General features: G+C 55.1%; 12 protein-coding genes. 4 read left to right on the forward strand and 8 right to left on the reverse strand.

Going from position 1 to position 13419, the window contains the following annotated elements:
- Positions 1 to 12 precede the first annotated feature (12 nt).
- The 3 genes from HQN87_RS13815 to HQN87_RS13825 all read right to left on the reverse strand — a co-directional run bounded on the left by HQN87_RS13815 (position 13) and on the right by HQN87_RS13825 (position 2437).
- Entirely contained in the window at positions 13 to 762 is a 750-nt protein-coding gene (locus HQN87_RS13815) for an ABC transporter permease (protein WP_173133974.1), read from the reverse strand.
- A complete protein-coding gene (locus HQN87_RS13820; protein ID WP_173133977.1) occupies positions 759 to 1685 on the reverse strand; it encodes an ABC transporter ATP-binding protein in 927 nt (308 codons plus the stop codon). Before HQN87_RS13820 ends, HQN87_RS13815 begins: the two co-directional genes overlap by 4 nt.
- A 71-nt stretch (positions 1686 to 1756) precedes the next feature.
- A complete protein-coding gene (locus HQN87_RS13825) occupies positions 1757 to 2437 on the reverse strand; it encodes a TetR/AcrR family transcriptional regulator (RefSeq protein ID WP_173133980.1) in 681 nt (226 codons plus the stop codon).
- A 207-nt stretch (positions 2438 to 2644) separates the two neighbouring features.
- Between HQN87_RS13825 and HQN87_RS13830 the strand changes: the two genes are divergently transcribed.
- Complete coding sequence (locus HQN87_RS13830; protein ID WP_173133983.1) at positions 2645 to 3676, forward strand: C40 family peptidase; 1032 nt, start codon at positions 2645 to 2647, stop codon at positions 3674 to 3676.
- Positions 3677 to 4899: 1223 nt separating this feature from the next.
- Here the strand turns inward: HQN87_RS13830 and HQN87_RS13835 are convergent.
- Positions 4900 to 5241, reverse strand: a complete 342-nt coding sequence (locus HQN87_RS13835) for a zinc ribbon domain-containing protein YjdM (RefSeq protein ID WP_173133986.1) — start codon at positions 5239 to 5241, stop codon at positions 4900 to 4902.
- A 292-nt stretch (positions 5242 to 5533) separates the two neighbouring features.
- On the opposite strand from HQN87_RS13835, the gene HQN87_RS13840 reads away from it, so the two are divergent.
- Both HQN87_RS13840 and HQN87_RS13845 read left to right on the forward strand, forming a co-directional pair.
- Positions 5534 to 6508, forward strand: coding sequence for a catalase family peroxidase (locus HQN87_RS13840; RefSeq protein WP_173133989.1), 975 nt, complete (start codon positions 5534 to 5536; stop codon positions 6506 to 6508).
- 141 nt (positions 6509 to 6649) lie between these two features.
- Positions 6650 to 7537, forward strand: coding sequence for a diacylglycerol/lipid kinase family protein (locus tag HQN87_RS13845; protein WP_173134007.1), 888 nt, complete (start codon positions 6650 to 6652; stop codon positions 7535 to 7537).
- 70 nt (positions 7538 to 7607) lie between these two features.
- Here HQN87_RS13845 and HQN87_RS13850 read toward each other — a convergent pair whose 3' ends face one another.
- The 3 genes from HQN87_RS13850 to HQN87_RS13860 form a co-directional block, all read right to left on the reverse strand.
- Positions 7608 to 8483, reverse strand: a complete 876-nt coding sequence (locus HQN87_RS13850; protein WP_173134010.1) for a phosphotransferase family protein — start codon at positions 8481 to 8483, stop codon at positions 7608 to 7610.
- Between the two features lie 192 nt (positions 8484 to 8675).
- Complete coding sequence (locus tag HQN87_RS13855; RefSeq protein WP_173134013.1) at positions 8676 to 9158, reverse strand: DinB family protein; 483 nt, start codon at positions 9156 to 9158, stop codon at positions 8676 to 8678.
- Between the two features lie 88 nt (positions 9159 to 9246).
- On the reverse strand, positions 9247 to 9792 hold the full coding sequence (locus HQN87_RS13860) for a C40 family peptidase (protein ID WP_173134016.1): 546 nt from the start codon (positions 9790 to 9792) through the stop codon (positions 9247 to 9249).
- 380 nt (positions 9793 to 10172) lie between these two features.
- On the opposite strand from HQN87_RS13860, the gene HQN87_RS13865 reads away from it, so the two are divergent.
- Positions 10173 to 11087: a phosphatidate cytidylyltransferase gene (locus HQN87_RS13865; protein WP_173134019.1), complete on the forward strand. Its 915-nt coding sequence runs from the start codon at positions 10173 to 10175 to the stop codon at positions 11085 to 11087.
- A gap of 101 nt (positions 11088 to 11188) precedes the next feature.
- Here HQN87_RS13865 and HQN87_RS13870 read toward each other — a convergent pair whose 3' ends face one another.
- Positions 11189 to 13414: a carbohydrate-binding domain-containing protein gene (locus tag HQN87_RS13870; RefSeq protein ID WP_173134022.1), complete on the reverse strand. Its 2226-nt coding sequence runs from the start codon at positions 13412 to 13414 to the stop codon at positions 11189 to 11191.
- Between the last annotated feature and the right edge of the window lie 5 nt (positions 13415 to 13419).

A 13419-nucleotide genomic window follows, 5' to 3' on the forward strand; every position in this document is an offset into this window, starting at 1 on the left:
AGTCCGCCTGATCTATGTCTGATCGGCATAACGCCACCAGGCAAGAGTACCTATGATGCCAATGCCGCCGGTGAGATACGGGAGCATACGGCTAATCGCCTCCAGATGGGAGCTCTCCTCCCCGGAAGCGCCGCTGAACAATCCGGGAATGGCCCATGGGATATATTCCACAATGCCGAGCGCCCCGCCGAACTGGGCAACTACAATGGTCAGCAGGACTACGCCGAGCGGAGTCATATAACCACGGCCGATACAAGCCATCCACGCCACAGGTATGCTCAGGCAGATCACCATTAGACTGACCTCCGCGTAACGGCCGAAGCCATGAAGAATGACCTCCAGGCTCCATCCGTCCAGGCCGACAAGCCCCGCTGTTAAGCAGCCGACGATGAACACCAGCAGCGCCAGCCCCATGCTGAGCACTGCGGCAACGAGCAGCTTGGCGGCAGCCACCCCGTATCTGGACAGCGGCAGGGCCAGCAGATCCTTGAGCGTGCGGTCGGAATATTCCCGGCCGAAGATCCAGCTGAACACGAATCCGAATCCGATGAGGCCCCCCATAGAGATCACAATACCCAGCTCCTTCAGGAGCCCCGCCATATTGATCTCCCCCTCGAAGCTGCTCTGGGAGCCAATCGTTCCCGAGAAGACCAGCCCGATCATGACCGGCACCATCATACTCGCGGCAAGCGAGATCCAGAACAGCCTGGAACGGCGAAGCTTCAACACCTCTACCCCCAAGGCTGATATCCATTGATTCATCCTTTCTTCCCTCCTTCAGCCTCAATCATTCTTAGAAAATAAGCCTCCAAATCCTCTTCCTCCACCCGAATCAGCGTAGGCGGCATATCCGCGTACACAAGCAGCTTGGAGATGTGGTCCGGGTTCGCGATAGCACGTTCATCCGCAAGCAGCAACGTTCCCTCTCCGGCTTCCTGCACAGCATATCCGGCCTGAATCAGTCTCTTCCGGGCACTGCCCGTGTCCCGGGTCTGCACAAGCAGGCGCTTGCGGAGCTGCTGCTGAAGCTCCTTCACATCCGCCTCCTGCAGCAGCCTGCCCTGATGCACGATACCAATCCGCGTCGTCAGCCTGGAGACCTCACCGAGAATATGGCTGGAGATAAAAATCGTTACTCCGTGCTGAAAGGCAAGCTCCCGGAGCAGCTCCCGCACCTCCACAATCCCGGCCGGATCAAGCCCGTTCGTCGGCTCATCCAGAATCAGCACCTGCGGATGATGCAGCATGGCCTTGGCGAGACCCAGTCGCTGTCCGTTGCCGAGGGAGAGCGCCCCCGCCTTGCGGTCCCGGTAAGCGGTAAGCTGAAGCTTATCCATGATGCGGTCAATGGCCCTGCGGTCTGTGATACCCCGCAGCCTGCGGATTATCTCCAGATTCTCGCGGACGGTCAGCTCAGGATAGGAGTAGGGCGTCTCGACCATGTACCCTACCTTCGCCCACAGCTTATGGCTGCCCGCATCCACCCGCTGTCCGAATACATAGGAGGACCCGGAATCAGGACGGATCATGCCCAGCAGCATGCGGATGGTTGTTGTTTTGCCGGCACCGTTCAGTCCCAGGAAGCCGTAGATTTCGCCCTGGTTCACTTCCAGCGACAGTCCGTTCACTGCCTGATTGCTGCCAAAATGCTTCGTTAATCGTTCCGTCTGAATCATCGCGGTCATAAACATCACTCCAGCTTCTGATTTAAAACTAACTAGTTGTTTATATTTTGTCCAAAAAAAACAGCCGCCTCTTACAGCAAAGACGGCTCCATAACGCCATGGATAATAAATTGCACGATCTGCCGGGTAGTCTGTTCTCTAATCTGCGGCGAGTCCAGGCTGCCAAGCAAATGCTCGAACCTTGTAGACGACTGCAGTGTCATTGTAATCACATTCATAATCATCATCGGAAAGAGCGCCGGGTCCAGATCCTGACGGAGGATTCCGTTCTTCTGTGCAGCTAAGGCCAATTCATGCATTTGTGTAACATCGTCCGGACGATAGGTGATCTGATTCCAGGTCTTCCAGTCTTCAGCGGCCTCCCAGAATAGAATTCTCAGGTAACTCCGGTGCTCCAGGAGGAAGGACACCGTCTCCCGGGTCATAGATTCCAGGAAGCTCCTGAACGCCTCAGGGTCCGATACAAGCTTGTCATTCTGCAATAATCCGCTAATGAACGCGCCTGTAATCTGTTCGCCAATCTGGTCTGCGCGTTTGACGACTTCTGTATATAGTCCCAGTTTGTCGCCAAAATACTGATAAATCAGGCTTTTGTTGTACCCGGATGCCTTCGCAATAGCATCAATCCGTGCCGCTGAATAGCCAAGCTCCGCAAAGATCTCCTCGGCAGCATCGAGGATAATCCCTCTGGTCCGGGCCGCATCGTAAATTTTGGCGCTTCGTTTGCCTTCTGCCGCTGGTATGATGAACACCCCCAATTATAACTAACTGGTTAGATTTTATGATGGATTGTGACAGAAGTCAAGTGACGAATCATTTGGGGCCCTGCCCACCCTCTGATGCTGGCGCAGGTCCTGGTGCTGTTGGCACCCTTCAGACTCCAGAAATTGGCACAAAACCATTTCACCCCTGCAACGTCCAATGTATAGAGTTAAATCTATCCATAAGGTGATGAATCCATGACAACTAGAAGAACTATGCTGCTGTCTCTGCTCGGACTGGCCCTGCTCTATCCAGCCAGTGTCCATGCAGATGCAGCCCTTGCCCCCAAGCCCATCTCCATCTATTTGGACGGACAACAGCTTCAGCCGGAGGCCCGGCCGCTGAACATCAGCGGGACCGTACTGGTTCCCATGCGCGGATTGTTTGAAGCCCAGGGAGCAGAGCTCTCCTGGAACAATATCAGCAAGACGGTGAATGCCGTCAAAGGCGGCACTACATTAACCTATACATTGGGTTCGTCTACTGCCCTGCTGAACGGGAGGACGGTTGATCTGGCTGTACCGGGGCAACTGTCTCAGGGCTACAGTATGGTTCCCCTGCGCTTCATCAGTGAAGCACTGGGCAGCCTGGTCACTTGGGAGCCGGCCTCAGGCTCTGTCCTTATCTCCTCGGCCGCCTATGATACCTCGGTCACCTGGGGGGTCAACCTGCGCAGCTCCCCGGATGCCGGGAGTGAGGCTGCCAGCCTGGGTCTGCTGCCGGCCGGCAGCAAGGTCCATGTCATCCGTGAGGTCGGCGCCCTCTGGCTGGAGGTGCGGACAACGGATAACCTCACCGGATATGTGTCCTCCAAGCCGAAATTCACGAATTACAGAAGCCCTTCCCTTCTGCAGAAGCAGGGCGAGGCGCTGATTGCCACCGGTAAGCAATACCTGAATGCTCCTTATGTATTCGGCGCTTCTCCAGAGCAGACGGATACGTTCGACTGCTCCTCTTTTGTAAAACGTGTGTATGCAGATACGCTCTCAGTGGAGCTTCCCCGCGTCTCCTATGATCAGGCGCTGGAAGGCAGGAAGGTCAGCTTGGACGAGCTGCGTACAGGAGATCTGCTATTCTTCACCGCCCGCGGCCTTGATATCGGACATGTAGCCATTTATGCCGGAAATAACCGGATTCTGCATACCTACTCCAAGGAGCAGGGTGTACATATGGAGAATTTCAGCAGCTCGTGGCAAAAGCGGTTTGTCACCGCACGCAGAATACTGTAACAAGGGTGCCCCCCGTCTTAGGGCGTTAAGCGGAAGGAACTTGCCGCAACGGGCGAGAACAACGGTGCCGTCCTTTTGAAGGGCGGCACCTTTTCAGCAGGAAAGAGACTCTTCGCCTGCTTCTTCAGGTAGCGTCCGGTAGATTCAAGTGCAGTAGTGCTCCTCATTCCCTCCCTCGGCCCGCGTCCGGTAGATTAAAGTGCACTAGTGCTCCTTATTTCCTCCTTCTGGCTGCATCCGGTAAATTCAAGTGCACTAATGCTCCTCATTCCCTCCTTCGGCCCGCATCCGGTGGATTCAAGTGCATTAGTGCACCTCATTCCCTCCTTCGGCCCGCGTCCGGTGGATTCAAGTGCATTAGTGCTCCTTAATTCCTCCTTCGGCTAACGTCTTTCGGATCAGAGGGATTTTTCCCTCTCCCTTCCTCCTCCAGGCCGCTTTCGCGGATTCAGAGGGATTAATCCCTTTCATTTCCTCATTCCATCCACTTCCAGCCGATTGAGAGGGATTAATCCCTTTCTTCCTTCCGCGCAGCCAACATTTGGCGGAAGCTGAGGTTCGGATGCCGACTTCTGGAGGTATTAGGGGGCAGGGGATTGAAGTGTGCTTATGATCCAAAGGCAAATTAGTCCTTCAGGCAAATCTGCGGCAAACAGACGGAGCTGCTCCAAATTCACACTCCACCTTTCACCTTATTCCTCTCTTAAGCGGTACCTCACTTTTCTTCTTCCGCCTGCTTTCTGACGGCTTCCGCGTACTCATGGGGAGTACGAGTGCTCTCCACTCTATTGTGTTCAGTTTTTCACCTACATTTGGCCCGATGGCGTCCACGCCAGCACATTGTGTTCGGTTTTCCACCTACATTTGGCCCGATAGCGTTCACGTCAGCACATTGTGTTCGGTTTTTCGCCTACAGTTGCCCGATAGCCTTTGCGTCAGCACATTGTGTTCGGTTTTTCACATATAGTTAGTCCGATGTCTTCACGCCAGCACATTGTATTCGGTTTTCGTATACATTCTATGCCCTTTGCATTGCAGCTGAATTCGGAAGCCCCAGGGGTAGTTGTTTCTTTCAGCGATCCAAATGATCCTACGGATGATTCAAGCCACCCTTATTCCCATCTTTATACACGCCTTATCCACCACAGACGGATGTCATAATTACCCAACAAATAAAGAACCGGCCTCTGCCGCCCATGGGCAGCAAAAGCCGGTCCTTCGTACTATGCCTTGCGGACAAATTCCGATTTCAGCTTCATCGCGCCGAACCCGTCGATTTTGCAGTCGATATCATGATCGCCTTCCACCAGCCGGATGTTCTTCACCTTGGTGCCTATCTTCAGAACGGACGAGCTGCCTTTGACCTTGAGATCCTTAATCACCGTTACGGTATCCCCGTCCGCCAAGACATTGCCGTTGGAATCCTTGATTACCTTCTGTTCCTCGCTGTTTCCTTTGTCTGCATCAAGTGACCACTCATGTGCGCATTCCGGGCATACCAGAAGACTTCCGTCCTCGTAAGTGTATACGGAGCTGCACTGCGGACAATTTGGCAATTCATTCATAATTTGATTTCTCCAATCCTGCTTTAAGCACTTGTTATAGGATGAGCCTGTTCAATCTTAGCATATTACTTGATAACGGTCTCTCTCGAGCCCCGGAGCTGCACGGAGAGAAACTGGAAAAATCTCAATGGCCGAGTAGATGCTGTACTTCGAAACCCGTAACCCATTCGCCGGCTAATCACTTATCTTCCTGACCGGGAAGCCGCTACAGTTTGAATAAAATGCGGAAGTGGTAATAATTAGCATGTAGCTTGTTCCGGTACAAATGAATCAGCGAGGAGTGAATGTCCGCATGAATGAATCTGACATGAATGAATCTGAGCAGAAGGGCCAGCTTCCCGCAGACACCGGGGAGAATATAGGACTTGCCGGTGAGGCCGTCGATGCCATCGAGAACCTGTCCGGGGTTCATCCCGGATACCGCCGCGCCCATGCCAGGGGAATCTGCTGCCGCGGCTTCTTCCGGCCGAGCGGTCTGGGAATGGAATTCACTGAAGCGGCGCATCTTCAGGAGCAGCAGGTGAATGCCATCGTCCGCTTCTCGGGCAGCTCCACCGATCCGGCAGTGGCGGATCTCCTCTCTCCCGCCAAAGGGATGGCTGTCCAGTTCATCCTGCCGGAGGGTGAGGTCACGAATCTGGTTGGAGTAACGGTACCTGTCTTTTTTGCCCGGACCCCTGAGTCCTTCATCGACATTGTTCGTACGGCACACCGGCTGCGGACCGGAACCCTTGGACCGCTGGAGCTGATGAAGGAAATTGTCAGTCATTTCACCGAGAGCAAAGAGAGCCTGCTCGCCGTGAAACGGCTGAAGCCGCCGGCCAGTTATGCGGAGAGCCAGTATTTCTGCATCCATGCTTATGTATTGGTGAACGCCGAAGGCCGGAAGCAGCCGGTGCGGTTCGAGTGGGTTCCCGAATCAGGGGTTCGGACCTTGTCAGCAGAAGCGGCAGCCCAGCAGCCGGACAACTATCTGGAGGATGAGCTGGAGCTGCGCTTCAAGGATGAGCCGGCCATCTTCCAGCTTATCGCTGTTCTCGGGGAGGAGGGCGATGCTACAGATGACCCTACCCGTACTTGGCCCGAGGACCGCCGGAGAGTCGATCTCGGACGGCTGCATATTTCGGAGATCATTCCTGAACCGGAAGGGCTGGTGATGGACCCTGCCCGAATCACCTCCGGGATGCTCCTCTCGGATGATCCCATCCTTAGCTTCCGCAGCGCAGCCTATGCCGAATCTTATCATCGGCGGACAACAGAACGTTAACCGCCGCCCTGCCTGCCGCAGCAGCCAGGCGGAACACGATAAGCGCCCAAGGGACTTGTACGCCCTTTGGCGCTTGTGATTCAAACGATAGGCTTAGCTGGTTAATGGATAGTAATCCAGTTACACAGAGAGGAGTGCAGTATGCAGCAGGCTATGATCATCATGAATCCCTCATCCGGCAAAGCAGAGGCGCGGAATTACATCAGAGCAGTGGAAGAAGTGCTGCAAGGCGCGGGTTATCAGGTTGCCGTCCATGAGACTGCGGGCGAAGGAGATGCCACAGCCTTCTGTAATCAGGCATGTAGTGAAAGGTATGATCTGGTGGTTGCCATCGGAGGAGACGGTACTCTGCACGAGACCATGAACGGGCTTGCCGGCCAGCAGCACCGTCCCAAGCTTGGGATTGTGCCTATGGGAACGGTCAATGATTTCGCCCGTGCGCTGCAGATCCCGCTTAATCCTGAAGAGGCCATCCAAACGCTGTCTTCCCCTCATACCCAAAGGGTGGATATGGGCCGGCTCAATGACCGGTTGTTCGCCAATGTGGTGGCTGCAGGCTCACTGGCCGGCTCCCTCTCCTCTGTAACTACCGAAGATAAGACCCGGCTGGGCTTCCTGGCGTATCTGAAGGAGGGCATTAAAGAGCTGGCCAGCAATACTGCGCACACCCTGACGATTACTCATGACGGAGAGGTATGGGAAGGCTCTTCCCCGCTGTTCATCGCCGCGCTTACGAATTCTGTGGGCGGCTTCGAGAAGCTCGCCCCTAACGCCGCTGTAGATGACGGGCTGCTCCACTGCTTCATCGTCAAGGACCTTCACCTGCTGAATTCGGTGACGGTCAGCATATCTCTGCTGCTCGGCAATCTGAGGAACCATAAGGATGTTATCTATTTCACCGCCAAAGAGCTGTCCGTCCGCTCCGCCGATCCGGTACAGACGAATGTGGACGGGGAAGAGGGCCCGCCGCTGCCGATCCGCCTAAGCACCCTTCCGCGTCACATTCAGGTTGTTGTGCCGGAGGACTGAGCAATTAGGGCGATTCAGGCGCTCCAGGCTCCAGGCTGCAGAATACATGAATTCGGGAAAAGCCTCTTCCTCAGCTGGTTCCGTGCAGCTCTGCGAAGTCCTCGCCCAGCGTCCATTCCAGACGCCGTACCCATTCCCGCTGCACCTCCTTAGGCGCAATCCGCAGGCGGTGCAGGATATTCCATACTCTGTACAGACTCGCCGCCTTCATCTGCTGCGGTGTGAAGGACAGCGGGGTAACGGACAGATAGCCCCGGATGAAGGCGGTATTCAGCATCCCGGATTGTCCGGGATAATGGTGCTTCGTGAACCAGCAGACCCAGGCCACATCATTGAGCGGGCTGCCCCATTCTGCCCATTCCCAGTCCAGCACATGCAGGTGACCATCTGATTCGCATAACAGATTATGTACTCCGTAATCCCCATGGGTAAGCACCCACGGAAGCTCTCCGGCCTCCGCCGCTGACAGCATCTGAAGTGATTGCCTGCCGAGAGGAGCGGGGACGAATTCTAATGTGCGGATGACCTGACTCAGCGCAGACCTGTTGCTGAGACGAATCTCCGTCCCTTGCGGCTGATAGGGCCGGGAATGAATCTGGGCCGCCAGAAGCTGCCCCATACTGCAATAGATCCGCTCTGCCCTTGTCCAGTCCCCGGCATCCAGTATGGATTGGGCGTTCCCCCCCTGCATGCAGTCCATGATGATGATCCGCATTCCGTCCGTCTCTGACACCTCATGTACAGCCGGAGTATCACAGCTCCCCTGCACCAGCCTCATCACCTGAACCTCATTGAGCGTGTCGTCATTGGACAGATTTGCTATTTTGGCTACAAGCGGAGGCTCCGCTCCTGCCATCCGGTAGGTGAGATTCGTATATCCCCCTGTCAGCCGCTCCATCCGGCAGGCGTACCTTGCTTCCAGCACTCTGATGATGTTATCAATCATGATATGAAATCCCTCTCTTTTCCCTTCAGTAGACAATAAGCCAAGGATATCACATGCTCCAGTTTATTACATATTAAGGTATTCTGCACAAGGGGGAAGCCCACCGGCGGCCCGGATTGTACAGCAAAGAGACCGGCAGGGATATCCGGCCGGTCTCTACGTATAGTGCCGCAAATGCCCGTGAATGGGGTCTTATCCCTGTCTCTGCTCCGGGACGTACAGCTTATGAATCAATACCATTTGACCAATATGATAGGCGTTATGTGTCGCCGCATTGCTGATGATCTCCCACCACGCAGCCTTCACCGGGAATCCGTTCACCTGCTCCTCAAGCCCTTCCTCGGACAGCAGGCTTTGCCAATTCAGCAGCGTTAGCAGAAGACTCTCGCGCAGTTCACTGAATGCAGTATCTGCGGGAACCCGGAAGGTGAGGTTATTATCCTTGGCCGGAGGTACAGCATCCACCTGCCCTGCCCGGTAGCGGCTCTGCCAGGCTTCATTCCAGTACAGCAAATGCTGGGTGAGTTCAGCAATGCTGCTTACCCCCTCACCGGGCTTCCAGAAGGCTTCTTCCTCTGTAACGGTCTCCACGGCCTGCATAAAAGGAAGATGCCAGCTGGGATCATTAGCACCGGCCAGCAGTTGATTGGCAAGCACATCCTTGGCATGAACCATTCCTTCACTCTCCTCTTTTGCATTATGTTATATTGTATATTCCAAGTAAGCCTTAGTCCCTCTACCCTGCCGGGAACGGGGGGCTTCTCTACTTACTGGAAGGCTTATACTCGCTTAGCTTGCCATAATAGACCAGCTGCAGCCGGTCGCTTTGCCGGAAATCATCCGGTGTGACGAGCGCAGGCAGCTTGTTCCACAGCTTAATACCGGAGCGCTCCAGAATCTCGGCAACGAATTGCGAGCAGAAATAGGAGTTGCTGAATTCTACCGGCTCCTTCAGCGCGATGCCGATGACACCAAGGATATTGTAGAGATACTTCTGGCGGCTGCGGATGAAGACCTGCAGCACCCGCTTCATTTTCTCGACCTCGCGGTCCGTGACCTGAAGCTCGTAGATGACACAGGTCGTCTCCGGATATTTACTATAGGTGCCTGTGCGGATATCCTCCTTCACGAATCCGCCGTTCAGCGGATTGGCCGGATGCTTCCTCCCGAAGCTATATAACTCGGACAGCTCGCGGTTGAACGAGATTGAGGCATGGTTATACGGCGCTTTGGTATAGCCCTGAATGAGCTTCGTGAACAGCGTTCCCGTATTGGTGAGCATGATGTACACTGACCGGTCTGCTGACATTGCAATTTTCCCCTTATAATCTGTTTATAGGCCTTTTGTGGCAGTGATCCCATAACTCTGTGGAATCCTGCACATAATACAACATTATGCTCATGAAATGAGCTTAAATCCAAAATTGTTGTCTAAAAGACAGTATTTCGCCTTCTCCAAACGGCTTAACGGGATAATTCCTGTATTTGATGCAACCATCCTCTCGAACACCCGGTTACCAAAGATTCAGAGTTGTAGAACGTACAACATTTATGTCTGTAGTGCCTACTAAGGTCTCCATACTGCACAACGAATCAAGTGTAAGCTTCAAATTAAGCTGGACGCTCTGTCTATTTTAGCATAAAATCCCTGTATTGAAATGCCACTCCGAGACAAGTTGGTGATTGCAAGTGGACCGCTCCTTATTCACACTAGTTCTGATCTTTGCAGCTCTATCGGTTATACATGGACTGTATCTTGTGGTCAGCAGATTGCAGAAGGACAAGGATTATACCGGCATTGGCTTCCGCATCAAAACCTGGTGGGGCATGCTGTTCATCTTCTGCCTCGCTACCCTGTCCAATTCTGTCGTGTCCCTGCTGTCCCTGATGGTGCTGAGCTTCTTCGCCCTCAAGGAGTATTTCTCCATGATCCGGACCAGAAAAGCGGACCGCAGGCTGTTCCTATGGGCTTATCTGTCCATTCCGCTGCAATTCTACTGGGTCTACATTGAATGGTACGGGATGTTCATTGTCTTCATTCCAGTCTATGTGTTCCTGCTGCTGCCGCTCCCCCGGCTGATCAACAAAGGGACCCTTGGCTTCCTGCGCAGTGTCAGCGCTACCCAGTGGGGACTGATGCTGATGGTATTCGGGCTGAGTCATCTGGCTTACTTCCAATTCGCAACGCCGGAGTACGGGGCAGGTCTGGTCCTCTTCCTGGTGGTACTGACCCAGCTCAATGATGCCGTTCACTATCTGGCTTCGATCTACTTCGGCAGACACCGGATCGTCCCGACCGCAAATCCCCACCTGACCTGGGAAGGATTCGTCTGCGCGTTTGTGGTGACAACGGCGGTCTCCTATCTGATCTATCCTCATCTGACACCGCTGAATCCGGTCTTCGGTTATCTTTCCGGCATGCTGGTCAGTCTCAGCGGATTCTTCGGCAGCCTGACCGTCTCCGTGCTTAAGCGGGATCTGCTGATCGGGGATGATGACAAATTCGCCGCGCTTCAAAAAAGCTACCTGAGCCGCATCGACAGCCTCACCTATACCGCACCAGTGTTCTTCCATGTGATCCGGTACTATTTCGACTTCATGTAGCCGCTGGGCATACCCGCTTGTTACCCCGAAGCGCAGCAACAGAGACTATCCGCGAGCGGATAGTCTCTGTTTGGCTGCGGGGATGCCGCTCGCCATACTGCTTATTCCTTGCTTGCCCCTGCACCGGCTGGAGCCGTTGCGCCTGCATCCACCGGCTTCGTAGTGCCTGCATCGGCAGGTCTTGTCGTGCCCGCGTCAGCCGGCGGCGTTCCTCCTTGGCCGCCCGGCCCGCCGCCGGTCCGGTTGCCTCGCCCTCCGCCGCCGCCCGGTCCTCCCATACCGCTACCGCCGGTAGTCACGCCCGATTCATTAACCCAGGTTACAGCGCTGGTGATGTCAAAAGAAACAAATTCAGTGCCCGCGCTGTACGCTCCACCGGTATATAATCCGTCTGCGGCTGTTCCGGTAGAACTGCCGCCGGTATAGACGGTGTATTTGCCGTCTTTGAGCTCAGGGGCGCTAAGGACTACCGTCTGGAAGCTTTTCGCCGGAGTGAAGGTCAGAACAGGATTCCCGTCAGCGTCTTCCAGATGAACCATAGTTCCCGCCTGCTGCGTCTCTGTGAAGCTGATGCTTACTGAATGCTGGCTGGAGTCCCCGCCCGGAGCCTGTGCCATGCCCGAAGCGCCTGCGGCTACCAGGAAGCCGCCTGTAATGTTGAAGGTCCCGTCATAATCCAGCGCGCCGTTGCCGGAGTTCTCAGGGCCATTCACAATGACGGTACCGCCGGTCATAGTAACCGAGCCGTTGGAATCGAGGCCATCGCCTGCGGCGTCCACCGTCAGGGTGCCGCCGCTGATGGTCAGCAGGTTGCTTCCGGTGCTGCTGAATGAGTCTTGTGCTTGCGTTCCTCCAGCCGTTGCATTATTATCGTTGCCTCCGGCCACATTCACGCTGTCATCCGTCGCGACTACATGAATCTCGCCGCCGGACACGGTAATGTTAGCTCCTTCAATCCCTTCATAGCTCTTCGTAATGTTGATCGTTCCACCGGACAAGGAGGTCAAGGAATCGGCATGAATCCCGTCATCGCCTGTGGCGATCTGGAATTCTCCATCTCTGATCGAGATGCTGCCGTTGCTGTGGACCGCATCGTCTGCGGAGTCGATCGTGAAGCTTCCGCCGCCTACGGTCAGGTCACCGCCTGCCTTCAGTCCCTTCCTGCTGGCGGATTCCGTCTCCGCTGCTACAGCGGTGTCTGTTGTGTCTGGGGCTCCTGCGGTTGCCGTCTGTGCAGGTGAAGGCGAGGGTACCGCTGCGGTTGCTGTTATTGCCGCTGCATCCATATCCGGCGGAGTTCCCCCGGCTGCCCCCGGATCAGGGAAGTCGCCGCCAGCCGGACGCTGCCCGAAGCCGCCGCCCATTCCCGGCCCTCCCTGATCGCCGGTCTTCACTGCGGCATTCACATAGCCGCCGCCAGTCACCAGCGTATAGGTGCCGCCGTCGATGACTGCGGAGGTCTCGGCTTGAATGCCGTCATTGCCTGCGGTAATGTCAAAGGTTCCTGCTGCAATCGCGATGAAGCCTTTGTCGGCAGCTTCGTCGTTGGTCGATTTGATGCCGTCACCTTCTGCACGGATTGTAATACTACCATCCTGTATAGCTACCAGGTCCTTACCGACAATACCGTCATCTGCTGCCTGCACTTCGATCGTGCCGGACATGATTTTGAGATCATCCTTGCCGGTGATGCCGTCGTTATAATTACCGGTTACCGTAAGCTTGCCGTTCCCGTTGATCGTCAGATCGGCCTTGCTGAAGACCGCAGCGCTCGGCTCATCCTCAGTCCCGTCTGCGAATACATAAGCGGCTCCATCCGTCACACTGTTCTCTGTGCCTTCCTGCAGAGTAAGGACCACCTTACCGGCTTCCTTGATGTAGATAGGCGCACTGTCGCTGTCCGTCAGCCGGGCGCCGTTCAGCACCAGCCTTACCGTTCCTTTGGCCTGCTCATCCACAATAATCTGGCCGTTGCTGAGTGTGCCGCTAAGCACATAAGTGCCTGCCTCCGTAATGGTGACTGAAGCTCCGTTCGCCGTGGCACCTGAACCGTCTACCGCAGCGCTCGTGCCCGCCAGAGTAATTGCCGTCGAGTCTGCTGCCGTCCAGGCGGTTACGGTATCATCCTCATCGAAATCCATAAGGTCCGCAGCCGTCACATTCGCCAGCTGCACTTCGGCAGACTTACTACTCTGATCTGCTGTGACTGATATATTCGCGTTGTTACTTGTAGAAATGGGGGCAGCGGCGTTTGCACTGCATGCCGACAGGACGGCGGCGCATAACAGCACCAGGCCTATCCGGCTGCCTGTTCTGAAGTTCTTCATCGGTC

Origin of the sequence: Paenibacillus tritici (assembly GCF_013204885.1) — a bacterium.
In the GTDB taxonomy this organism is placed as follows: domain Bacteria; phylum Bacillota; class Bacilli; order Paenibacillales; family Paenibacillaceae; genus Paenibacillus_AQ; species Paenibacillus_AQ tritici.